Consider the following 25,040-nt stretch of genomic DNA (forward strand, 5'->3'; position numbering starts at 1 on the left):
AATATCTTTCTTCACCTTGGCTTCAAAAACAGGAGCTTTATAACCACTTTTTTCGATGATATCTGCTTTCATTTCGAAAGTCTCATTATTTTGTGCATATGGGACATTCATCATTGTTTTATATCGTGCATCTCCTTTGAAGAGGGAATCTTTTATAGCAATAAAACCCAAAGTATCTACGATGGTAACTTCTTGTAAAAGGTCAATTCCGTAGGTCTTGTCGAATTCCATATAGGAAGAATCCCTTCGCTGGGTGATAGTATATTTCCCGGTATCAACAAAAGCGATCAAACTATTAAAATCGTTTGCAAATTTTCCATTCACAGTTTTGTAGGCTTCCTGAGAGTTTCGAATATCCTTGAGAACAGAAATTACCTTGTTAAAGCGTTCTTGTTTTATTTTTTTGAATTCGATCGGACCGGTTACAGAACGATAAATAAAGTAACCTAAAACAATACAGACGATCCAAAGTATTATTTGAAAGATGGTTTTCATTTGAACAAGTATTAATTAAATTTAGCGGTTCCAACAAATCTACAATTTTTTTTCAATCGTAAAAGTTTTTGGCCCAAAAATCCTGTTTATCTTTGATCACTCATGGATACTCCCACCTCTTCCTCATTTTACGGACTTTTAAAAGATAAATTCCCGCATATCCCTACCACCAAACAGGATATAACTTTACAATTACTGGCAGAATTTTTGCTTTCAGGTAATAAAGATGAGCTTTTCTTACTAAAGGGATTTGCAGGAACAGGCAAAACAACCATTGTAGGTGATCTGGTCACTAATCTTTGGAGAACATCCCTGAAATCTGTATTGATGGCGCCTACCGGAAGAGCGGCATAAGTAATGTCTAGTTATTCAAAGACTCAGGCTTTTACTATCCATCGAAAGATATATTTCCCCAAAAAAGAACGGGGAGGGGGAATTAGATTTGTTCTGGCACCAAATAAACATAGAAACACCGTCTTTATCGTAGATGAGGCTTCTATGATCCCGGATGCCCCCTCTGATTCCAAACTCTTTGAAAACGGATCGCTTTTAGACGACCTTATTCAATTTGTCTATTCGGGGCATCAATGCAAGCTTATCCTTATTGGAGATACCGCACAATTACCTCCTGTACATCTTGCGTTGAGTCCGGCGTTGGATGAATATCAGCTGCAAACCAGGTTCGGAAAGGAAGTAACCCTGATTGAACTAGATGAAGTAGTAAGACAGGCCCAGGATTCGGGAATCCTGGTGAATGCAACCCAGCTAAGAGACCAGCTCCAAAGAGACATCTTTGATAGTTTCCAATTCCAGCTAGATACTTTTGCAGACATAGTTCGTTTAACAGATGGTTATGACATTCAGGAAGCCATAGAAGAGGCCTATTCTGTTCAGGGCAAGGAAGAAACCACCTTAATAGTGCGTTCTAATAAAAGGGCCAATTTGTACAATGACAACATCAGGAAACGCATTCTTTTTCTTGAAAATGAGCTGTCTGTGGGAGATTTTTTGATGGTAGTTAAGAATAATTACTTCTGGTTAAAACCCCAATCGGAGGCAGGCTTTATTGCAAATGGCGATATTGTAGAAGTTTTGGAGATTTTCGCATTCAAAGAACTCTATGGTTTTAAATTTGCAGAAGTGAAGGTTAGAATGACAGACTACCCTAACCAAAAACCTTTTGAAACTGTTTTATTACTGGACACCCTTGCCGCAGAAACACCTTCACTTTCGTATGAAGCTGGTAATAAACTATATCAGGAGGTCCTGAAAGACTATGCGAAGGAAACTTCGAAATACAAGAAGTTTCTTGCCGTAAAGAACAATACATTCTTTAATGCCTTGCAGGTGAAATTTTCATATGCGATCACCTGTCATAAATCCCAGGGAGGACAGTGGCATACGGTTTTTGTAGAGCAGCCTTATTTGCCTTCCGGACCAGACAAAGAATATTTTCGGTGGTTGTATACGGCCATCACCAGGGCCAGGGAAAAATTGTATTTAATCGGATTTAAGGACGATTTTTTTCTTGATTGAGAATACGTTACTTTAGTATTTAGATTGCTTTAGCATGACTTCAGAAACCATCATCAGCATTTTTTTAGGTATTGGATTGGCCGCGTCTGTTGGGTTTCGGGTGTTCTTGCCTTTGTTTGTGCTGAGCGCTGCGTCCTATTTTGGAATGTGGGATCTCAATGAAAATTGGGAATGGATCGGAAGCTTATTTGCTCTTATTACTTTGGGGGTCGCAACGTTATTAGAGGTCTTTGCCTATTTTATCCCTTATGTAGATAATTTGCTAGATAGTATAGCTTTGCCATTAGCGGCATTGGCGGGCACAGCAGTTATGGTGGCTACCATTTCGGACCTGGATCCGGTCATTACTTGGTCATTGGCTATCATTGCAGGAGGAGGAACAGCCACGGCCATAAAGGGAGCATCGGCTACAGGTCGAATAGCTTCCACGGCAACAACAGCTGGCATAGGGAATCCTATTATCTCATTTTTTGAAACTGTAACCGCCCTGGTGGTGGCTGTAGTTTCAATAATTGCACCCGTAATTGCTATTATTCTTGTAATCATGCTCTTGATCCTTATATTTTCAATTTATAGAAAGTTACGACCAAAGCTCAAAAATTAATCATAATACTGGAGTTGCCAATATGAATATAATCGCCATGATCCCCGCCAGATATGCTGCCTCCCGCTTCCCGGGTAAATTGATGCAGGACCTGGCAGGAAAACCGGTAATCCTAAGAACATATGAAGCGGCGATTGCCACAGAACTCTTTGATGCTGTATATGTGGTGACAGACAGCACGCTAATTTATGACACTATAGTTACGAATGGAGGAAAGGCCATAATGAGTCTAAAGGAACATGAATGCGGCAGTGATAGAATTGCTGAAGCTGTGGCCAATATGGATATAGATATTGTGGTCAATGTTCAGGGAGACGAACCCTTTACAGATAAAAAAAGTCTTGCCAGCCTAATTCAGGTATTTAAAAAGGATAGTTTAAAGGAAATAGATCTGGCTTCTCTGATGACCAAAATAACCGAGTCAGAGGACATTCAGAGCCCCAATACGGTAAAAGTGATCGTAGATCAGCAGAATTTTGCACTTTACTTTTCAAGATCTGTGATACCGTTTCCCAGGGCAACAGATAAAACACCTACCTATTATAAACATAAAGGAGTATATGCCTTTAGGAAGCAAGCTGTATTAGATTTTAAACGTTTGCCAATGCTTCCATTAGAAGCCTCCGAGAAGATTGAGGCCATAAGATTTCTGGAATACGGCAAGAAAATTAAAATGGTAGAGACAACGGTTACCGGCATTGAGATAGATACCCCCGAAGACCTGGAAAAAGCGAAAGCTGCATGGAAGTAGATTTTAGTAACATAAAAGTCGTTGGTTTTGATGCAGATGATACCTTATGGGTAAATGAAACCTATTTTAGGGAGGCAGAAGAAGAATTTGCTTCACTTTTAGAAAAGTATGAGACCAAAAACAAGATCGATCAGGAGCTGTTTAGAACGGAGATTGGTAATCTTGATCTATACGGGTATGGGATAAAAAGTTTTACCTTATCAATGATAGAATCTGCCATGGATATTTCAAATCAGCAGGTTTCACAAACAACCTTATTGCAAATTCTGAATCTTGGTAAAAAGATGATATCGCATCCTGTAGAATTATTGGATAATGTGGAAGAAGTACTGAAGAGTTTATCGGATAAATACCGATTAATTGTACTTACAAAAGGCGATCTTCTGGACCAGGAAAGGAAGCTAGATCGTTCGGGATTGTCCACGTATTTTCATCATGTGGAGGTGCTTAGTGATAAAAAGGAATTGAATTATTCAAATTTGCTGGAGCATTTGGAAATCGACGTTTCAGAATTTCTAATGGTTGGAAATTCCTTAAAATCGGACGTGTTACCTATCCTATCCATAGGTGCACAAGCCGTGCACATACCTTTTCATACGACCTGGGCGCATGAGGAAGTGTCGCCCGATAAACAAATGAATAATCACCTAACCTTGTCTGGGATCAAGGAGCTATTAAAATATCTGTAAGACCTTTATGGAAGAAAAGAAAGATGTGATTTTGAATAAGCCGAAGAAAGGAGCTAATACCTTTTATAAGAACTTTCCCATGGTTCCAAGGGTAGTTTTTGGAAATGGTTGTTTTGATCAATTGGGCGAGATTTTATTGCCAAAGCGAAAGAGTTCAGATGCTCCAATTATCTATTTGGTAGATGATGTCTTTGAAAATACTTCTTTGGTATCCAGAATTCCATTGCTTTTTAATGACAAGATCGTTTTTATATCTGCAGATGAAGAACCAAAGACGCGGCAAGTAGATGCCCTGGTGTCAATGATTGTCGAGGAATTCCAGGAATTACCTTCGGGCGTTGTTGGAATTGGAGGAGGTACCCTCTTAGATCTTTCAAAGGCAGTAGCGATCATGCTCAATAATGCTGGTTCTGCTTCCAAATATCAAGGTTGGGATCTGGTGTCTAAACCAGCCATTTACCACGTAGGAATACCTACCATTAGTGGAACAGGGGCAGAGGTTTCAAGGACCACGGTATTATTGGGTCCAAACCGAAAATTGGGAATTAACTCAGATTACACCACCTTCGATCAGGTATTATTAGATCCGGATCTTACCAAAGGGGTAGAAAAACAGCAATGGTTCTATACAGGAATGGACTGTTATATACACTGTATAGAATCATTAAATGGCACTTTTTTAAACGCTTTTAGCCAAAGTTACGGCGAGAAAGCACTAGAACTTTGCAAAGAGGTATTCCTGGGTTCACTTACACCATCGGAGTCTCGAGATAAACTCATGATGGCTTCTTGGCACGGCGGCATGAGTATTGCTTATTCACAGGTGGGGGTGGCACATGCCTTAAGTTATGGTTTGTCTTACGTATTAGGCATTAAACACGGAATTGGAAATTGTCTTGTTTTTCAGCACCTTGAAGAGTATTATCCGGAAGGAGTTGCGCTATTTTATAAAATGATGAACCATCATCAAATTATTTTGCCTACAGGTATTTGCAGTGATCTTTCAGAGAAAGAAATGAATACTATGATCTCAGTTTCCATGAGTATGGAACCGCTTTGGGAAAATGCCCTGGGACCAGCATGGAAATCAAAAGTAAGCTGCGATAAACTAAAAGAGATATACCGTAAAATTTAATTTTTTTAGTAGGTGCGCATTGATTTTTTTTACGTTCTTACCAATCCCTAAGATCTTCTCAACACATCATACCAAATTGAACAAAGAATAATAAGCTTGTATGCGTTTACTAAGTAAATTCATTTTTTTTAAGCTAATGGGATGGAAGCTAATCGGGCCATTTCCGGAGGTGAAGAAATGTGTAGTGATCGTTGCGCCTCATACCAGTTGGGTAGATTTTTTTATCGGATTATTAGTACGAAGCATCATAAAAAGGGAAATAAATTTTATTGGTAAGAAAAGCTTGTTTAACCCACCTTTTGGTTGGTATTTCCGATGGATGGGAGGTGCCCCAATAGACCGCAGCAGGAACAGCGATACGGTGGTCAATACCACCAAAATTTTTGAGCAGCGCGATATTTTTCGATTGGCCTTGTCACCTGAAGGCACACGTAAGAAAGTAACACAATGGAAAACGGGATTCTATTATATCGCCAAACAGGCCAAGGTGCCCATCATTATGGTGTCCTTTGACTATGGGAAAAAGGAAGTAAAAATTTCCGACCCTGTATTCCCTACTGATAGTAAGGAAACAGACTTTAAACGCTATAAGGAATTCTTCAAAGGAGTGGTAGGAAAAATTCCTGAATACACCTAGATCTTTACAAAATCAAGATAAAACCTTGCTGATTCTGAGTTCCTGAACGAAAACATTCCTTACAAAGTAATGTGCTACACTATACTTTGACAAATGTTAGGCTTATACAGGCTTCTTCATCATTTTCATCTCCGTCAAAATCCCATTCGGCTACCGGAGTTCCTCCAATCATTCTAAAGGTATTACCAGACAATGTATCGCCAAAATAGGTAGGATCATTTGGTTCATCATCATCAAATTGGATCGCGAAAAATTCTCCGTCTTCAAAGTAAATTGTTCCTGAAGCGGTTTCCGGGTATGTTTGTCCGTTGAACATAACCATAATGTTTATTGTGAATCTACCATTGGCTTGAACAACGAGAGTAGCAGAACCACCTTCTGCTATTACATCAAAGCTGCTGGGTTCGGGTACATCCCCCTGTCCACAAAAAGTTAAGGTATACTCAGTGGCTTCCCAGGTACCCTGTAACTCACTTAGACAATAATCTGGACCACAATCAGCTTTGGCCTCAGGGTCGTCTGAAGAACAGGACAGTAGTAAAATTGCGAATAAGGGAGCGAAGAAAAATTTGCTTAGTGTTTTCATGGCTTTTAGATTTTAGGTTATATATATTAACTATCATTGACATAGCATAACCTAAGTAACTAAAATCGAATACACAATGATATCAATCAGTTGATACCATTTATTTCATGGGGTATATTATAGGATGTTATTGAATCAAATATTCAAGTGTTTGTCGCATTACATGCGACTTTCAAATGACCAGTAAATTTAGCATCATGAGTTAGAATGTTTGATGTAAAATTACATTTTGGAATGATGTATATGAGAGGTTATTCCTGTATGGTAGAATACACGTTTTGTACATCATCTTCCTCTTTAATCTTTTCGAGAAGTTTTTCCACATCTTCTGCTTCTTCTGCATCAAAATCAATAATAAAGCCCTTCAAATTTTTTTCTGAAGGGCTTTAAAAATTAAATCTAACAATTGTCTTACAGACAGCAGATCTAATTAAGATTATTGGGACCGAGAATTCTACAAACCTTAGTTGATAAAGTTTTAATTCTGATCACCAGGACCCAGATTTGGGTTTGCATCAATCTCCGCTTGCGGAATCTTAAATATCCAGGCATCATTGACAGAAGGCCTCTCAACCTGAAAGGCTTGTTGATAAAGAATCTCTGAAGCACCAGAGCCACCATCAGCTGCATGGTCAATACCTTCATCCCATCGAATTTTATCGGTATATCCAAAGCCTTCACCCCATAACTCAAGTCCTCGTTGAAACTTAATTTGGTCCATCAAAGTCTGCTGTGTATTATAGATACTTACGTCATATGCGCTATCTCTTTCACTGCCAAGCGGATCAAGAGCGGCCTGAGCGCCAGGAATGTCATTTAACATTGCTCTTGCTTCAGCCTCAATTAAAAACATTTCTGAAGTACGCATGTAAATAACGTCATCAGGGTCAATAGAACCGGGGTTCTTATTCTTCAACTTAAAGTGCATATAAGGGTGCAGATTGAACCTGCTTGTAAGACCGTATGTGGCATACAATTCATCGACCCGGGCATCAAACACTGCTTCGTCCGTGTAATTAGGATCGTTTCCAAAACCTCCCTCTCCATTGGCTGCCGAAGAGTTGGTATTAGGAGCATCGACGATAAATGCTTTCTTCCTGTAATCTGTATCAGGAGTAGCATTGATCAACCTTCGGTCCGCAATCTTAGGGTTGTTCCTAATTTGGCTACCGTTAAAGGTGTTGCTGGCCAAATAAAAATAGGAACGGAAGAATGTGGTTTCAGCTGCAATTACGTTTGATCCCCAAATCACTTCAGAAAGACTGTTGGTATTAAATCCGGATAGCCAGTCTGCTTCGTTCATTATAGGAAAACCGTTTCGTGCCAGCACCGCATTATCTGCAGCAGTCTGCCAATCTCCTTTGGATAAGGCCATTCTTGCCTTAAGGCCATAAGCAACATTTATATTTAATTGGGATTTGGTCTCAGGTCCACCACTTGGTCTGGAACTTCCATTCTGGAATAGTCCTATTGCCTCGTCGAGGTCAGCTTCAATCAAATCATATACTTCCTGTACGGAAGATCTTGGTGCACTGGTAAAAGGAGCCTCCGAAGAAAATAATATAGGGACACCTGGATCTGCAGAAGGATTTCCTATCAGATATCCTCTGGCATAATGCTGAACAAGGGACAGATAAGCGTAAGCCCTATATGTATGGGCCTGACCTAAAATGGTGTTCAGGGTTGGCGTTTCTGTCAAACTTCCATTTGTACCATTATTAATTAAGCCGTTTGCCCCGGCAATAATATTATAACGGTGGTACCATAAGATCTCATTCGTTAAGGAAAAAGGATCTGTATGTGAAAGCCATTGCATTTCAGTTCGCCATCCCAAATTGTTTGCACTGGCAGAGTGGATTAAACCTCCAGTTAAATTATCCCCAAGCGGTACCCAATAGTGGTTTCCTGCCCTTGCGGTATTTCCTCCAGGGAAAATTGTTTGGGACTGGGAGTACAAACCACGATGCAGCCCATTCAAGACCAGTTGCATGTTCTCTTCGTTTGCAAATGCGTCAGCCGCGGCTATCGCATCTGTTGGTGTCGTATCAAGGAAATCTTCCTCACATGAAGTTACTGTAATCGCCAGGATTGCCAATAACATTATTTTAATTCTACTTAACATAACTATTATTTTTTCTTAGTTAAAATGATACGTTCAGTCCTAAAGAAATAATTCTCGCAGGATTAAAGTCGTTACCAGCAGGTGTTCCTGCTAAATTATATTGTGGATCTAATCCATCTCTCTTGCTCTTTAAGTATAAATTCTCCCCGGAGATGGCAACCCTTAAAGCCGAAAGGCCCAAGGCGTCTGTTACCTGGCTGTTAAAGTTATAGCCAAGATTGACGTTTTTCAAGGACCAGAAAGAGGCATCAGTCAAGAAGCGATCTGATTGTGTACGTACCAGGTTTGCATTTCCAGCTTCCAGCCTTGGAACAGTAGTGATGTCACCCGGCTGTCTCCAAGCATTTAGGATGTCTGGATGGTAAGACCTTCCAAATTCACCACTGTGCATCATTGCCGAATATCCATTATCCAGAAATGAACCACCAATACCAAAAGTAACCAAGAAATCCAGGGTGAAACCTTTATAGCTCAGGCTGTTGGCAACTGATCCTAAGAGATCTGGTATAGTAGTATCACCTGTATAAGCTCTTTCGGTGGCCTGCCAGTCGTTTGTGGTTTCTATATCACCATTAGCATCCAGTACAGGAACGCTTTCCCCGTCTTCATCCAGTTCATAAACAAAGAATAACTGGTCTCCATTATCCGGGTCAACACCGGCTGTACGTAGCAGGAAGAAATCAAATCTTGAACGCCCTTCTGCCCATCGTTTAGATCCGTTGATAAAAGGATCAGGCAAGCTGGTGATCTCATTTTGAAAGGTTGACCCTTGTAGGGTAACATTCCAACGAATATCTTCCGTGTTAACAAGGTTTGTTGTCAAGGCTACTTCCCAACCGGAGTTGTACATATCCCCGATATTAGTTGGTACGGTATTCAAACCATTACTAATTGGAATCGGCAAATTATACAACAGGTCAGAAGAATTCCGCTTGTAGTATTCTACAGAACCATCCAGGAAATTGTTAAACAAAGTAAATTCCAGGGCTACATCAAAATTCTCAATAGTTTCCCATTGCAGCGCTGAATTCCCCAGATCGGTGTTTATTATAGCAGGACTGGCAGCATTGGAAGTAATGGAGAATCTGGGTTGTGCCAAGAAGAAGTCTAGTAAGTCATCATTACCTACTTCCCCGTAAGATCCTCTGATTTTCAATGCATCTATAAAGCCAACATTTTCCATAAAGTTCTCCTGGTCAATTCTCCAGGAAGCACCTACGGAGTAAAATGTACCCCATCGTGATTCGCTGCTAAATACAGACGAACCGTCTCTACGAACCGAAGCACTTAAATAGTACTTATTATCGAAATTGTAGTTGGTTCTCAGGAAATACCCTTCGATTGCTTTTCTTGTTGTATTTCCACCTAATCTTACGATATTGGAGAAGTTGTCGTTCACAAATATTCCACTAGCCGTTTGCACGGTTTTTAAACCATTAATACTGTTAAAGGTTCTGTCAAAACTTTCATGTCCGGCGGTTATATCTATATTGTGATTGCCAAAGCTATTGTTGTAGGTCAGGATCTGATTAAAGTTTTCTACCTGCCTTCTGAAACGATCGTCACTGAACCTTCCGTCTGGCTGGGCATCTCCTATAATCGCATTTTCATATTCTTGCTCCAGACCCTCATTGATATCTCTACCATAATTTACCCTGAGTTTAAGGCCTTCTAAAATCTCCCATTCTCCGAACATCCTGAAACCATAGGTGTTATCCCTGTCCCTTTCATCGTTTAGGAGCAGCTCCTGGAGTGCGTGACGTCCCTGGCTAACAGGCCTTGAACCAATATTATATTCAGAAAATCCTTCACCATTATCGAAAAGCTGATTCCCTAGAGGATCCAATACAATGTTACCCTGTAAATCGTTAACATATACTGGGTATACTGAACCTATATTCTTGGCAAAACCAAAAGGGTTAACAATACTACCTGTTCCTGCAGAACTTGGTCCTGCTGCATTGGAAATAGTAACATTAGTACTGCCGCCAATTGTGATACGATCTGAAACATCAAATTCAGCGTTTACACGCGTTGTTAGTCGATCGAATTCTGAGGTAACTACATATCCTTCTTCATCCAGATATGAGGCAGAGAAAAATACTTTATGATTTTCGCCTCCACCGGAAACATTTACATTATAATTCTGTCGTACACCAGTTTTTGTGAGTACGTCATACCAATTCAGACTTTTATAAATAACCTGCGCATTGGGATTAATTTGGCCATTTAATCCAACAATCTGGTCATTGGGGACATCAAATGGGTTATACCCCAGACTCTGGTAGATATTCGCCGAAGCAAAAGCGGGATCTCCACCACCGGCGCTTGAATTTCTCAAGGCTTCCCACATAGTTTCGTAGTACTGTGCGGGGCTTAACTCATCATAAAATGGGATGGCCTGACTTGTCAGCCCATACTGCATTGATGCGTTTACCTGAATAGCTCCTCGGGTACCACTCTTGGTGGTTATTATAACAACCCCGTTAGCAGCCCTGGAACCATATAAGGACGTAGAAGCTGCATCTTTAAGAATGGTAAAAGAGGCAATGTCTTCCTGGTTAATAGTGTTTAATGCACCCTCGTACTGAACACCGTCAACAATGAACAAAGGATCAGAATCACCATTAAGTGTACCTACACCTCTTATTACAATACCTGGTGAGGACCCTGGTTGCCCAGAAGGAGATGTAAACTGAATACCTGTTGCCCTACCTTCTATCGCTGCAATAGGTGAAGTAACACTCCTGATAGCCAGGTCTTCGGCACCCACCACAGCCGCAGAACCTGTAAAGGCTTCTTTGGTTGAAGTACCATAGGCCGTTACGATGACCTCATCAAGCGCTTGTGCGTCTTCTTCCATCTGCAAATTGATAGTATTTGACGCACCAACGGTTCTTTGCGTAGTTTGTTGGCCTATATAGCTAAACCTTAGCTTCTGTCCAACAGCGGCAATAATGCTGTAATTACCATCAAAATCAGATTGTGTGCCGGTTGATGTACCCACAATTAAAATGGATACACCGGGTAACGGAACTCCTGATTGGTCCGTAACAGTACCGGTGATCGTTTTCTCTTGGGAAAATCCAAGTTGCGAAATTAGCATGAAAAATGATGCTAAAATCCAGAGGTTTTTAGATGTCATTTAGTAGTTTTTTGAATTAGTTGCTTCAAGTAAAGATTTTTATTGTTTTAATCCAATATAAATACCATAATTAACATTATATATTCAATGAATTAGTCAATTATACTTCTTATCCGTAAAAAGCAGCCTATCTAGTAGTATTTGGAATCTTCCAGACCAAACAAATAGTTTATATATAACTATTATCAGGCAAGAAAGAAATCAAGTGTGTGGTTTTTTAATGCTAATTAGTGCAAAAAATAACCATGGTAAAAACAATTGAATTCTTGATTATTATGGTTTGGAGAAACTATTCCTTCATGGTATGATATACGTTTTGTACATCGTCATCCTCTTCGATCTTTTCGAGAAGTTTTTCCACATCTTCGGCTTCTTCCGCACTTAGCTCCTTAGTGACCTGTGGAATGCGCTCGAACCCGGATGATAAAATCTCAATTTCTCTTGATTCCAATTCTTTTTGAATAGCTCCAAAACTTTCAAAAGGAGCATAAATCATGATTCCATCTTCGTCCTCAAATACCTCCTCAGCACCAAAATCAATGAAGTCTAATTCTAACTCCTCGGGATCTATACCTTCGGTTGGAATTCGGAAATTACAGGTATGATCGAACATAAATTCTACTGAGCCGGAAGTACCGAGGCTCCCATTACACTTATTGAAGTAACTCCTAATATTGGCTACAGTACGCGTATTATTGTCTGTAGCTGTTTCTATAAGGATCGCAATACCATGAGGTGCATAACCTTCAAACAACACTTCTTTATAATCACCCAGGGATTTGTCTGAAGCCCTTTTAATAGCCCGCTCAACATTGTCCTTGGGCATATTCACGGATTTGGCATTCTGGATGACAGCTCGTAAACGAGAATTAGCATCAGGATCGGGGCCTCCTTCCTTAACTGCCATCACAATATCCTTTCCGATTCGTGTAAAGGCCTTGGACATGGCAGACCAACGCTTCATTTTTCGCGCTTTCCGAAATTCAAATGCTCTTCCCATATGCTATCTTAGGTAGTAAATTCAGGCAAATTTAGCAAATTTTAAAAGCTACACAAGGCGGCAAAAACCAAAACAGTTGTTACTCGCTTTCAATGATCTTTTCTATGCTGCGGGCCAGGGTAAAGTCTTTCTCTGTTACTCCATTGGCGTCATGTGTGCTTAATCGGATATTCAAAGAGTTGTATACATTACTCCAATCCGGATGGTGGTTTTGGGCTTCACACTCAAAGGCAATACGGGTCATAACCGTGAAAGCCTCTTTAAAATTCTTAAATTCAAATGATGTTTCAATTCCGTCATTGACGTATTCCCATCCTTCAAGGGATGCTATTTGATCTTCAATCTGTTTAGCTGTGAGCTTTTCCATGGCGAATTTGTTTTATTATAGGTTTCTATTTGAGTTGAATGGCTGCTCTTTTATGCATTTGAGCATTATTCACAGGAAAGATAAAGATACAATGAAAAAAGGTGAAGGCAGTAGACCTAAATGAGAGGTACTATCCCATAACGTGATGATCAATAACATCCTGATACCTCAGCTGTAAATTCTTGGGCAGGAGATGATCTTTGGGTAAAACGGCCAAAAATCGTTCTTCATTGGTGGTAAACACCCTTTTATAAATGGGATTAAAGCTCCCTACCCGATCTACTACCTCTCGAACAAAATCTTCATGATGCACCAGATCTGTGCTCCCCAGATGATAAATGCCATATTTGTTTCTGTTGATAAGGTAGTGAATCTGCTGAGTTAATTTATCATCATTGGTGACATTGATGATAAGATTTGGAAAGACTTCAATGGCTTCATTATTCCAAATGGCCTGTTTCATTTCTTTGATCCGAGGGGAAGTATTCCCAAAGACCATGGGAACCCTTAAAATAGCTGCTTTATTCTTTGGTAGCCGGAGCAGCATATTCTCAATTTTAATTTTTAATCTGCCATAGATACTTTCAGATAGGGTCTTGTCGTATTCGTAGGAAGGGTATTTGCTATAAGCATCAAAAACATTAGCCGAGGAGAGGAAGTAGATCTTACACTTGTGTTTGGCTACATATTCGGTTATATGTTGATGTGCTTGAATTTGCGCTCCAAAATCGCCTCGTAAGGCCGAAATGATAATGTTTGGACGAATTTCTTCCAGCAGTTGGAAAATATCGTCCTCCTGCATATCGTATTGAAAAAATTGTTGATTGGAAGTATATCCGTTTCTGGACGAAAAATAGGTGCCATAAGTATCGTAGTAATTACACAATTCTTTGTAGAGCGCGTTCCCAATGAATCCACTGGCTCCTAAAATGAGTATTTTTTTTCCTTCTTCTTGCACCGTTCCTCCTATATTCTATGACTTTCTTAACCTTTATAAAAAGGTAGTTTTACCACAGTGGCAGGAATGGCATTTTTTCTGATTTGAACATTGATCTTACTGCCTATTTCAGTAAATATATTGGGTACATACCCTAAACCAATTCCCTTGCCCAGGGAAGGTGACATAGTGCCAGATGTAACTTTTCCTATCGTTTTACCTTGTCCATCAACAATATCATACCCTTGACGTGGAATACCACGGTCATCCAATTCAAAAGCAACTAGTTTTTGTTTTGGCCCGTGTTCTTTTTCCCTGGCCAGTGCTTCACTATTCACAAATTCCTTCGTGAATTTAGTGATCCATCCGAGACCCGCTTCAAATGGTGAAGTTTCATCGGTAATGTCATTGCCATATAAACAATATCCCATCTCTAGTCTTAATGTATCTCTTGCTGCCAGCCCTATTGGTTTTATACCATACTTGGCGCCGGCTTCAAAAACCTTGTCCCAAACTTGCTTTACCTCCGTGTTCTTGCAATAAATTTCAAAGCCTCCGGAGCCTGTATAGCCTGTGGCAGATATGATAACATGATCTATACCTGCAAAATCAGCTACTACAAAATTGTAGAATTTGATTTGTCGTAGATCTACCGAGGTGATACTCTGCATTGCCTCAACGGCTTTTGGTCCTTGTATGGCAAGAAGGGAATACTTTTCTGAGAGATCCTTCATTTCGGCATTATATACCTCATTGTACTTAGCGATATGATTCCAATCTTTTTCAATATTGGAGGCATTTACCACCAAGAGGTATGTTTCTTCCTTAACTCTATACACGATTAAATCATCTACAATACCGCCAGTCTCATTTGGCAAACAACTGTATTGCGCTTTTCCAACTGTTAATTTGGAGGCATCATTGGAGGTGACCTTCTGTATCAGATCCAAGGCATTGGGTCCTTCAATCAGAAATTCACCCATATGTGAAACATCAAAAACACCTACTCCGTTTCGCACTGTTTCGTGCTCTGCATTAACACCTTCGTAAGAAACAGGCATATTGTACCCTGCAAAGGCTACCATTTTTGCTCCTAATTTCTCATGGGTCTGGGATAGCGCTGTATTCTTCATTTATAAGTAACTTTTTTGCAGCGCAAATATATTGAAAATAGTTGGTTGACCTCCTAGGAAGTGGGAGTTTTGGTTTTACTGGTGAAACCGAAGAATACAACTACTTAAGAAGAAATTTAGCAAGCTCTTCGTACTTGGAAATGCCTATTGAGACCTTTTTTCTATGCATGATCTTTTCTATCTGAGGGGGTAATGAAAGGGGGATGTTCAATGTGGATGATACGACATCCATAAATTTTACAGGATGTGCGGTTTCCAGAAAAATACCATAGGTTTCAGGATGTTTCTTCTGATATTTTCGGAGTCCTAAATAGCCAACTGCACCATGGGGATCCGCAATATAGCCGGCCTTTGCATATAAGATTTTTATAGCTTCTTTTGTTTCTTTATCAGAGAAAGAGTAGGAGCTAAGATGCTCTTTTAATTGTGAGAAATCGTCATTATAAATGTGTTGAATTCTGATAAAGTTGCTGGGGTCCCCAACATCCATAGCATTCGAAATAGTAGCGGTAGATGGTTTAGGATCATACATGGCAGTTTGCATATACTTTGGTACGGTATCATTTACATTGGTAGAAGCAATAAAATGCCTTACCGGCATCCCCATACGTTGAGCTATCATACCGGCACAAATGTTGCCGAAATTTCCGCTGGGTACAGAAAACACAAGTTCTTTACCTTTAACTTTAAGATGTTTGTAAGCAAAAAGATAGTACAACATCTGTGGCAACCAACGAGCTACGTTTATTGAGTTGGCCGAAGTAAGTTGCACTTTCCCTTGTAGACCTGGATCTACAAAAGCTCTTTTCACCATCCGTTGGCAATCATCGAAGGTACCATTTACCTGCAGTGCCGTAATATTTTGTCCTAATGTGGTTAACTGGCGTTCCTGAATATCACTTACTTTACCACTGGGATACAGAATTACAACTTCAACCCCCGCAACTCCCAGAAATCCATTGGCAACCGCACCTCCAGTGTCCCCCGATGTGGCTACAAGGACGGTAACTTTCTCTTCAGAATTTTTAAAGAAGTATCCCAGGCTACGAGCCATAAACCTGGCGCCAACATCTTTAAAAGCCATGGTAGGCCCATGAAAAAGTTCCAGGGTTGAAACGTTTTCATTTATAGGTACAAGAGGAAAATCAAAATCGAGTACTTCTTCAAGTATTTCTCTAAGTATTGCCTCAGGAATATCTTCCTTAACATATGGCTTTAAGGCTCTATATGCGATCTCAAGATTTGAAAGGTCTTGTATGTCATCAAAAAATGAAGCAGGAAGTTGTGGAATTTGCTCCGGGAAATACAGTCCGCCGTCTGGCGCTATTCCATTGATTACAGCCTCTTTAAAAGAGACCTTGGGTGCATTTTTATGAAGGCTATAGAAATTCATGCTATATCTAACATCTAAAGACCATTATAAGGTCATAATTTGTATTCCTTTAGTATTGATTTTTGAGACGTAGGGATCATATGAAAGATCCATATTCTCAAATACCTTGCTCATAGCCTGCGTTACCTTTTGGGCGGTTTTCAGACCTTTGCTCAGCGCAAAAATAGAAGGTCCGGATCCGGATATTCCGCAACCCAGGGCACCTGCACCTAAGGCCTCATGTTTTACTTCGTCAAAACCAGGGATAAGTATAGATCTGATGGGTTCTACAATATGATCTACCAAAGACCTGCTTATAAGGCCGTAGTCCTCCTGATAAAGACCAGCAACTAATGCACCTACATTTCCCCATTGTTTGATCCCATCTGCAAGTGATATACTGGTTTTTAGGATCTTCCTGGAATCGGAAGTCTTTATTTCTATATGAGGATGAATAATGGAAGCGTAGAGTTCTTTTGGAACGTGTATGGGAATAACATCGAGCGGTTCCGTACTTCTAACAAGCGTAAATCCTCCATAAATTGCGGGAGCCACATTATCTGCATGCGCAACACCGCTGGCCAGTTTTTCACCTGCCATCGCAAACTGCACCAATTGATGCTGGGAAAACGGCGAGTCCAATAAATAATTCATCCCCCAAACTGCGCCAGCTGCGCTGGCCGCACTGCTTCCTATTCCACTTCCTGCTTTGATCTTTTTATAGATCTCAATTTCAAAACCTCCTTTGTATTCGGAGGCTTCCATAAAAGCCAGGCCTGCCACTCCGGCTACATTTTTATGGATCTCTTTGGGCAGATCAAGACCGCTTATTTTAGTAATACTAAGTCCGGGATTTCGCACTTTTTTTATAACCATTTCATCTCCTATGGCGGAGAGGGCAAGTCCAAGGACGTCAAAACCACATGAAATATTGGCAATAGTGGCCGGACAAAATATTTTAATACTGTCTTTGTTCATAAGTGACAGGTTTCATATCTAAAGCTAAGAGAAATTTTATGATGATAGCGATAACTACGTTTATTAATACGTTCCTATTCTAATGATATCGGCAAAAATTCCTGATGCAGTAACGTCTGCTCCTGCACCTGCACCTTTAATGATCAAAGGTTGTTCAGGATACCTCTTTGTATAAAAGAGAACTATATTATCACTTCCTGCTAAGGAATAAAAGTCGTGCCCCTCCGGGATCTGTTCTAAGCCTACACTGGCTTTACCCTTATCGAGAGAGGCTACAAATTTGAGTCTACAATTTACTTTTTTAGCATTTGCCACCACTTGCTGAAAATCGCTTTCATATTTCTTTAGCGCTTTAAAGAAGTCTTCATTGTTATCGGTATTTAATGCTTCTGCAGGTAGAAAGGACCTGTTCTCAATTTCAGCAAGGTCCATTACATAACCACTTTCCCTGGCCAGGATCAGTATTTTGCGCATAACATCAATACCGCTCAGATCTATCTTTGGATCTGGCTCTGTATAGCCTTCCTCTTGTGCCCTTTTAACAACATCATGAAAAGTTGTGGTCTCGTTAAAATTATTAAAGACGTAGTTGAGACTTCCCGATAGTACGGCCTTGATCTTAATGATCTCATCTCCCGATGCTATGAGGTGTTTTAAAGTGTCAATGATAGGCAGCCCTGCACCTACATTAGTTTCAAACAGGAAAGGGGCCTCGTATTCTTTCGCAAGTTCTTTAAGTTGGAGATAGTGCTCATACCCAGAGGAACACGCAATTTTATTACAGGTTACAACGGCAATGCTCTGTTTTAGAAAGTTACTATAACTGTAAGCGACCTTTTCACTTGCAGTATTATCAACCAAGATGCTGTTTCTTGCATTCAACTCCAGAATAGTATTGTAGAATTCAGTGGCATCTGCCTTTATCCCTGTGGCTAGCAATTCCGGCCATTTCTGTAAAGGAATTCCTTGTTCATCGAAGTACATAGTGCGCGAATTAGAGATACCAATAACCCGAACATTTAAACGCAAGTGTTCCTTTAAATACTTTTTTTGTTGTTTTAATTGACCCAACAATTTTGAACCTACATTACCTACTCCCAGTATAAATAGATTTAATTGTTTTGTTTGTTCCTCAAAAAAGGCCTCATGAAGGGTATTAAGCGCTTTTTTTACATCCTCTTTTCTGATCACCGCCGATATGTTCCTCTCCGAGGCACCTTGAGCAATGGCGCGGATATTTACATTGTTCCTCCCAAGCGTACTAAACATTTTACCGCTAAGTCCCTGGTGATTTTTCATTTGATCACCTACCAAGGCAATGATGGCTAATTCTTTTTCAATCAGGATAGGTTTTATCTTTTCCATGGCCATCTCGTAAGCAAAGGCTTTATTCACCTGACCCACAGCTTTTTCTGCGTCTTCATTTGCGATACCTATACAGATAGAGTGTTCAGACGATGCCTGGGTAATCAGTACAACGCTGATCTCAGCTTGTGAAAGCACTTCAAAAAATCGCTTGGAAATACCGGGAATACCGATCATACCCGGACCTTCCAGAGAGAGAAGTGTAATATCCGGAATATTTGTTATTCCCCTTACAGTCTTTCCTTCTTCGGGCGCCTTACTTGTTATCAAGGTACCAGGAGCATCTGGTTCAAAAGTATTCTTTATAGCCAGGGGCAAACCTTTGGCCAGCACAGGTTGAATAGTTGGCGGATACAACACCTTAGCACCAAAATGAGACAATTCCATCGCTTCTTCATAGGAGATATGCGGGATGGCTTTTGCTTGTTTTACAATTTTAGGATTAGCCGTAAACATGCCACTTACATCGGTCCAAATTTGTAATTCTTTTGCGTCTAGTGCAGCAGCTATGATAGCTGCAGTATAATCTGAACCTCCACGCCCAAGGGTAGTTACATCTCCATCCTTGGTGGCCGCAATAAATCCTGGCATTACTATTATGTGCGACGGCTCCTTTGTAAAGAACTTTACACACCGTTCTCCACTTGCTTCAAAGTCTACTACTGCCTTTCCATGTGTATTATCTGTAACTAGTAATTCCCTGCTATCTTTAAAAATAGCCTTATGGCCAACTTCTTTAAAGAATTCACTAATAATGTAAGCCGATAAAAGCTCACCGAAACTCACGATCTTATCAGATAATTTGGGCGTAATTTCCCCAATATAATAGGCTCCTTCAAGGAGTGTTTCCAATACATTCAGTTCACTTTTTACCTTGCTCAAGACCTTACTTTGAGCCTGCATTGGCAGTAATTCTTTTATAATGCTGAGGTGCCGGGCCTCCACTTTTTTTAAGTTATCCTTATATGAAATGTTTTGTTCTGCAGCGGTTTTAGCCGCATTGAGTAACAAATCAGTAACTCCGCCCAGAGCAGACACTACTACAATCAACTTTTTGGCCTTAGTATTGGCGACGATATGTTGTACTTGTTGGATACTAGCTGCCGTAGCTACGGAGGTACCACCAAATTTTAAAACTTTCATGATAATCAAAAATTAAAGAAAAGAAAAGAAAAGAGTATAACGGAGTAAAAATACAGATTACCCCCATGGGGTTGCGGTAAGAATGACAGTTCCAAAATAAAACGGATTTTTCATTCGAGAATGGTAGTTAACAGCTATCATAAATAACTTAATAAGAGTTCAAATGTAGTATTTTTAGGTACCCAACCCAACATTAATAAGATTTTTTGAGGACTCACGGATTTTTTCACCTTATTTTTAAGAATTCAATGACCATCTTACAAGAAAAAAGAATTTCACATAAATCTAGCAATTCAGCGAAGGTGGATGCGCCATTAAAACAGAATAACTTTTAAGATGAATATACTCTCCGGCGAACAAGTTAGAAAAGCTGATCAATATACCATACAAAGTCAGGGTATAACCAGTGATGATCTCATGGAAAGAGCTGGGACAGCCCTATTTAATTGGCTTCATCAACAATTCCAGGGAGCTCCTGTAACTATTCATCTCTTTTGTGGTATCGGAAATAACGGAGGAGATGGATTGGTAGTTGCTCGGCATTTAGCAGAACACGGATATTCTGTAGAGGTGTATATCGTAAATTATAGCGACAAGAGATCTCCGGATTTTTTGGCCAACCTCGATCGACTTAAGGACCGAAAAATTTGGCCTCATGTCATTTCAAAAAATGAAGTTTTTCCGATTATTTCTAAAGAAGACGTTGTTGTAGATGCCATTTTTGGCACTGGTCTTAACAGAGTTCCTGATGAATGGGTTATAAAACTGATAACTCATGTAAACGTTTCTGATGCATTCATCCTTTCTGTAGATATTCCATCAGGTTTGTATACAGACAAGGCTATTGAAAACGCTCTGGGCATTATTAGAGCTCACTTTGTATTATCGTTTCAGTATCCAAAATTGGTATTTTTCTTACCGGAAACCGGACAATATTGTGGACATTGGGTTGCGTTCGATATTGGTTTGGATGCCGAGTTTGTTGCTACATTGCCCATTGGCTATGAGCTCATACAGCAAAAAGAAATTAGGGCCTTATACCAACCCAGGAAAAAATTTACTCATAAAGGCACCTATGGCCATTCATTGATCATTGGTGGTTCGTTTGGTAAGATTGGTGCCGTGCAGCTTGCGGCTAAAGCTTGTTTGAGGGCTGGAAGTGGATTGGTTTCTACATTTGTTCCGGGTTGTGGGTATATCCCGCTTCAAAGTGCGTTACCCGAGGTAATGGTAAATACTGATAAAGATCAGGAGCAACTTACTCATATAAAGATTGAATTTAATCCAACGGTGGTGGCCTTCGGAATTGGTGCTGGTACTTCGGATTCTACTATTAGGGCTTTCGAGCTCTTCTTAAAAGAAAATACAGTTCCTCTTGTTATTGATGCGGATGGATTAAATATTCTTGCCAGAAAGAAATCCTTATTAAGATCCTTACCTCCCCAAACAGTATTAACACCTCACCCAAAGGAATTAGAGCGCCTACTGGGGCCTTGGAAGAATGATTTTGAAAAGTTGGAAAAAGTGAAGGAGTTTTCTGCTACCTACGATGTCATTGTAGTGATCAAAGGTGCACATACCATAACTGTTTATAAGGAAATGGGCTATGTAAATGATACAGGTAACCCCGGAATGGCTACTGCGGGTAGTGGAGATGCACTAACAGGTATAATTACCGGACTTCTTGCACAAGGCTATGCACCATTAGAGGCGGCCATCATGGGAGTATTTTTGCACGGCAGGGCAGGTGACTTGGCTGTTCAGGGCAGTAGTATGGATGCTCTGATCGCAAGTGATATAATTGATCGCTTAGGAATGACTTTTGGCGAATTATTCTTGCCTGAAAATGAAATAGAAGGAAGTGATACTAAGGAAAAACCTATTTCCTAGCTACGCGTCTTTTGACCCAAGTAAGCGCATTGTTGTAATCGATAAAGAACTTCATGGGTTTCTTATAGAACATTTTTTCTATAGCAAAGTTATGCATGTCCATTTCTTTTACGGAAACAATAGCATAGGCCTTTAGGTTATCTAATTCTCTTACATAATTATAAATGGTAGGGTCTATAGCATAAGAATTTTTTCTTAAACTGATAAAACCGAAAGGTCTGTCTCTGAAATGTATTTCCGAAATTCCGATCAATTGATATACCCTCTCCAAAGTCACCGTGGATCCTTCATTATAAAGAGCTACCATATAATTGTCATAAACTTGTATGCTACCTATGTCCAGGACATACTCCTTTATAACAACCGGTGTTTTGATCGGTTTTAATTTCATCCCCATGTAGTTTTGTAGTGTTCAAAACGAAAGTAGTTGGAAGGCAATCCGATTTAAAAAATAATAGATTAAAAGCGTATATATCGTTTTAAAAACAAATTGGCCACGAGAATCAGGTTTTTTTAGAATTGACAAAAAAAAAGAGTGTCAGTTTTAGTGACACTCTTTTTACATATATTTCCTGCAAGACTATGCCTTTGAAGACTTTTTGGCTTTTTTAATCTCGATGGTCAAAAATTCTTTTTTTCCATCATAATCCATATAGATACTATCCCCTTCTTCCAATTTGGAATTCACTATCTCTTCAGCAAGGGCATCTTCTATATATTTCTGAATAGCTCTTTTTAATGGTCTTGCTCCATACTGTTTGTCAAATCCTTTTTCAGCGATATAATCTTTGGCCTTATCTGTAAGGTTCATCTCATAACCAATTTCTTTGATTCTGGCGAACAGCTTGGCTAATTCAATATCGATGATCAAGTGTATATGTTCCCGTTCTAAAGGATTAAAGACAATTACATCGTCTATCCTGTTTAGAAATTCTGGCGCAAATGCTTTTTTTAGGGCATTTTCTATTACACTTTTTTGATGAGAACCTTCCTGGGATTTCTTGGCCGCTGTGCCAAATCCTACTCCTTGTCCAAAATCCTTCAATTGTCTGGCTCCAATATTGGAGGTCATTATAATGATGGTATTTCTGAAATCTATCTTTCTTCCTAAACTATCGGTAAGGTATCCATCATCTAAGACCTGCAGCAACATGTTAAAGACATCTGGATGTGCTTTTTCCACTTCATCTAGCAGGATCACAGAATATGGCTTGCGTCTTACTTTTTCTGTAAGTTGACCTCCTTCTTCATAGCCTACATATCCCGGAGGTGCACCTACTAGTCTTGAAATGGCGAATTTCTCCATGTATTCGCTCATATCTATTCTGATCAGTGCATCTTCAGAATCGAAAAGCTCTTTGGCCAAAACCTTAGCCAATTGAGTTTTACCAACCCCGGTTTGTCCTAGGAAAATAAAGGAACCAATAGGTTTATTGGGATCTTTAAGTCCGGCCCTGTTACGCTGAATAGCCTTGGCCACTTTGGACACGGCTTCATCTTGCCCTATTACGTTCGCTTTGATAAGAGTCGGTAACTCGGCCAGTTTATTACTTTCCGTTTGAGCGATCTTATTTACAGGTATACCGCTCATCATAGAGACCACATCTGCTACATTGTCTTCAGAGACAGTTTCCCTGTGAAGCTTACTATCTTCTTCCCATTTTTCCTGCGCTATAGCCAGGTCTTTTTCCAGACGTTTTTCATCATCCCTCAGTTTGGCAGCTTCTTCGTAGCGTTGTTTTTTAACAACAGTATTCTTAAGCTCCCTCACATCATCTAACTGCTTCTCTAATTCCAGGATCTGTTTTGGAACATCCATGTTCACAATATGCACACGAGACCCGGACTCATCAAGGGCATCGATAGCTTTGTCTGGCAGAAAACGATCTGTCATGTATCTATTGGTTAGCTTTACGCAGGCCAATATGGCATCGTCCGTATAGATCACATTATGGTGATCCTCGTATTTGCTTTTTATATTACGTAATATCTCAATGGTCTCTTCTACCGTAGTAGGTTCAACCATAACCTTTTGAAATCTGCGTTCTAATGCCCCATCTTTTTCGATATACTGTCTGTATTCGTCCAGGGTAGTGGCACCTATACATTGAATTTCACCTCGTGCCAGGGCGGGTTTAAACATATTGGAAGCATCAAGACTACCTGTTGCCCCTCCTGCACCAACTATAGTATGGATCTCATCAATAAATAAGATCACATCGTCATTCTTTTCAAGTTCATTCATCACCGCCTTCATCCGTTCTTCAAATTGGCCACGGTATTTAGTACCTGCAACCAAGGAAGCAAGATCCAGGGTAACTACTCTTTTATTGTAAAGGATACGCGATACTTTTTTGTTGATTATCCTAAGCGCAAGTCCCTCAGCAATAGCACTTTTTCCAACGCCGGGTTCTCCAATAAGGAGTGGGTTGTTCTTTTTTCTTCTGCTCAGGATCTGAGATACCCGTTCTATTTCTTTTTCTCTCCCTACAACCGGATCTAATTTGTTCTGTTCTGCCATTTGCGTAAGATCCCGACCAAAATTATCGAGAACTGGCGTCTTAGATTTTTTACTTCCTTTCTGTGCCCCTGTTGACCCATATGAAGCTTCTTTTCCTTCGGCAGGTTCATCAGAATCACTAGGGAAAGATTCTGAGGTCGGAGAATCAATATAATCATCATCACTGGTGATCATAGATTTGAACTGTTCCTTAACCCCATCGTAATCTACTTTTAACTTATGAAGCAATTTGGTAGTAGGATCATTTTCATTGCGCAGTATGCAAAGTAAAAGATGAGCAGTATTTATTGAGGAGCTCTGAAATAGTTTTGCCTCCAGAAATGTTGTTTTCAATGCGCGCTCAGCCTGTCTTGTCAGATGAAGGTTCTTTTTATCCTTTTGAGCACTTCCCGGATTTGGATTGGCCGGACTCAAAATTTCCACCTTACGTCTAAGATGATCAAGGTCCACGTCTAAAGCATCGAGGATGCTAATGGCCTTGCCATTCCCATCTCGGAGTAAACCTAACATTAGGTGCTCAGTACCAATAAAATCGTGGCCTAGCCTTAATGCTTCCTCCTTGCTGTAAGCAATTACGTCTTTTACTCTTGGTGAAAAATTATCGTCCATATAGATTCCTTATATAACTTTAAAA

The 25,040-nt window shown here is 40.0% G+C and carries 19 protein-coding genes and 2 pseudogenes; 7 read left to right on the forward strand and 14 right to left on the reverse strand.

The window, feature by feature from the left end; translation table 11 throughout:
- The coding region (locus Q0X72_RS04175; protein ID WP_297762317.1) for a hypothetical protein at positions 1-495 on the reverse strand (495 nt) is incomplete at its 3' end.
- Positions 496-597: 102 nt separating this feature from the next.
- On the opposite strand from Q0X72_RS04175, the pseudogene Q0X72_RS04180 reads away from it, so the two are divergent.
- The 6 genes and pseudogenes from Q0X72_RS04180 to Q0X72_RS04205 all read left to right on the forward strand — a co-directional run bounded on the left by Q0X72_RS04180 (position 598) and on the right by Q0X72_RS04205 (position 5,847).
- A pseudogene (locus Q0X72_RS04180) lies at positions 598-2,031 on the forward strand (ATP-dependent RecD-like DNA helicase).
- Positions 2,032-2,065: 34 nt separating this feature from the next.
- Positions 2,066-2,635, forward strand: a complete 570-nt coding sequence (locus Q0X72_RS04185) for a DUF4126 domain-containing protein (RefSeq protein ID WP_297762319.1) — start codon at positions 2,066-2,068, stop codon at positions 2,633-2,635.
- Positions 2,636-2,657: 22 nt separating this feature from the next.
- Complete coding sequence (kdsB, locus tag Q0X72_RS04190) at positions 2,658-3,386, forward strand: 3-deoxy-manno-octulosonate cytidylyltransferase (RefSeq protein ID WP_297762321.1); 729 nt, start codon at positions 2,658-2,660, stop codon at positions 3,384-3,386.
- The gene (locus Q0X72_RS04195; RefSeq protein WP_297762323.1) at positions 3,377-4,075 is read left to right on the forward strand and encodes an HAD family hydrolase; all 699 of its coding nucleotides are present in this window, start codon (positions 3,377-3,379) and stop codon (positions 4,073-4,075) included. Before kdsB ends, Q0X72_RS04195 begins: the two co-directional genes overlap by 10 nt.
- A 7-nt stretch (positions 4,076-4,082) precedes the next feature.
- Complete coding sequence (locus Q0X72_RS04200) at positions 4,083-5,210, forward strand: iron-containing alcohol dehydrogenase family protein (RefSeq protein WP_297762325.1); 1,128 nt, start codon at positions 4,083-4,085, stop codon at positions 5,208-5,210.
- Between the two features lie 100 nt (positions 5,211-5,310).
- Positions 5,311-5,847: a 1-acyl-sn-glycerol-3-phosphate acyltransferase gene (locus Q0X72_RS04205; RefSeq protein ID WP_297762327.1), complete on the forward strand. Its 537-nt coding sequence runs from the start codon at positions 5,311-5,313 to the stop codon at positions 5,845-5,847.
- Positions 5,848-5,926: 79 nt separating this feature from the next.
- On the opposite strand, the gene Q0X72_RS04210 is transcribed toward Q0X72_RS04205, so the two are convergent.
- From Q0X72_RS04210 to thrA, 11 genes and pseudogenes are all read right to left on the reverse strand, one after another.
- Positions 5,927-6,433 carry a hypothetical protein gene (locus tag Q0X72_RS04210; protein WP_297762329.1) on the reverse strand — a complete coding sequence of 169 codons (507 nt, stop codon included), beginning with the start codon at positions 6,431-6,433 and terminating at the stop codon, positions 5,927-5,929.
- A gap of 251 nt (positions 6,434-6,684) precedes the next feature.
- Positions 6,685-6,774: pseudogene (locus tag Q0X72_RS04215) on the reverse strand (YebC/PmpR family DNA-binding transcriptional regulator); the annotation flags it as partial.
- Between the two features lie 137 nt (positions 6,775-6,911).
- A complete protein-coding gene (locus tag Q0X72_RS04220) occupies positions 6,912-8,555 on the reverse strand; it encodes a RagB/SusD family nutrient uptake outer membrane protein (protein ID WP_297762331.1) in 1,644 nt (547 codons plus the stop codon).
- 19 nt (positions 8,556-8,574) lie between these two features.
- Complete coding sequence (locus Q0X72_RS04225) at positions 8,575-11,700, reverse strand: SusC/RagA family TonB-linked outer membrane protein (protein ID WP_297762333.1); 3,126 nt, start codon at positions 11,698-11,700, stop codon at positions 8,575-8,577.
- Between the two features lie 289 nt (positions 11,701-11,989).
- Positions 11,990-12,700, reverse strand: coding sequence for a YebC/PmpR family DNA-binding transcriptional regulator (locus Q0X72_RS04230; protein ID WP_297762335.1), 711 nt, complete (start codon positions 12,698-12,700; stop codon positions 11,990-11,992).
- 79 nt (positions 12,701-12,779) lie between these two features.
- Positions 12,780-13,067, reverse strand: coding sequence for a 4a-hydroxytetrahydrobiopterin dehydratase (locus Q0X72_RS04235; RefSeq protein WP_297762337.1), 288 nt, complete (start codon positions 13,065-13,067; stop codon positions 12,780-12,782).
- A 130-nt stretch (positions 13,068-13,197) separates the two neighbouring features.
- Entirely contained in the window at positions 13,198-14,025 is an 828-nt protein-coding gene (locus Q0X72_RS04240) for a sugar nucleotide-binding protein (protein WP_297762340.1), read from the reverse strand.
- 26 nt (positions 14,026-14,051) lie between these two features.
- Positions 14,052-15,137 carry a glycine cleavage system aminomethyltransferase GcvT gene (gene gcvT, locus Q0X72_RS04245; protein WP_297762342.1) on the reverse strand — a complete coding sequence of 362 codons (1,086 nt, stop codon included), beginning with the start codon at positions 15,135-15,137 and terminating at the stop codon, positions 14,052-14,054.
- Between the two features lie 100 nt (positions 15,138-15,237).
- A complete protein-coding gene (gene thrC, locus Q0X72_RS04250; RefSeq protein ID WP_297762344.1) occupies positions 15,238-16,530 on the reverse strand; it encodes a threonine synthase in 1,293 nt (430 codons plus the stop codon).
- A gap of 24 nt (positions 16,531-16,554) precedes the next feature.
- Positions 16,555-17,487 (reverse strand): homoserine kinase, encoded by a 933-nt coding sequence (locus Q0X72_RS04255; protein ID WP_297762346.1) that lies wholly within the window; start codon positions 17,485-17,487, stop codon positions 16,555-16,557.
- A gap of 63 nt (positions 17,488-17,550) precedes the next feature.
- Positions 17,551-19,995 carry a bifunctional aspartate kinase/homoserine dehydrogenase I gene (gene thrA, locus Q0X72_RS04260; RefSeq protein ID WP_297762348.1) on the reverse strand — a complete coding sequence of 815 codons (2,445 nt, stop codon included), beginning with the start codon at positions 19,993-19,995 and terminating at the stop codon, positions 17,551-17,553.
- Between the two features lie 336 nt (positions 19,996-20,331).
- Here thrA and Q0X72_RS04265 point away from each other — a divergent pair, with 336 nt between their 5' ends.
- Positions 20,332-21,885 carry an NAD(P)H-hydrate dehydratase gene (locus Q0X72_RS04265; protein WP_297762350.1) on the forward strand — a complete coding sequence of 518 codons (1,554 nt, stop codon included), beginning with the start codon at positions 20,332-20,334 and terminating at the stop codon, positions 21,883-21,885.
- On the opposite strand, the gene Q0X72_RS04270 is transcribed toward Q0X72_RS04265, so the two are convergent.
- Together Q0X72_RS04270 and Q0X72_RS04275 are read right to left on the reverse strand one after the other, a co-directional pair.
- A complete protein-coding gene (locus tag Q0X72_RS04270; protein WP_297762352.1) occupies positions 21,875-22,276 on the reverse strand; it encodes an STAS/SEC14 domain-containing protein in 402 nt (133 codons plus the stop codon). The genes Q0X72_RS04265 and Q0X72_RS04270 overlap by 11 nt on opposite strands.
- Positions 22,277-22,465: 189 nt before the next feature.
- The gene (locus Q0X72_RS04275; RefSeq protein WP_297762354.1) at positions 22,466-25,015 is read right to left on the reverse strand and encodes an ATP-dependent Clp protease ATP-binding subunit; all 2,550 of its coding nucleotides are present in this window, start codon (positions 25,013-25,015) and stop codon (positions 22,466-22,468) included.
- Positions 25,016-25,040: the final 25 nt, after the last annotated feature.

It is taken from the genome of uncultured Muriicola sp. (assembly GCF_947258935.1).
In the GTDB taxonomy this organism is placed as follows: domain Bacteria; phylum Bacteroidota; class Bacteroidia; order Flavobacteriales; family Flavobacteriaceae; genus Muriicola.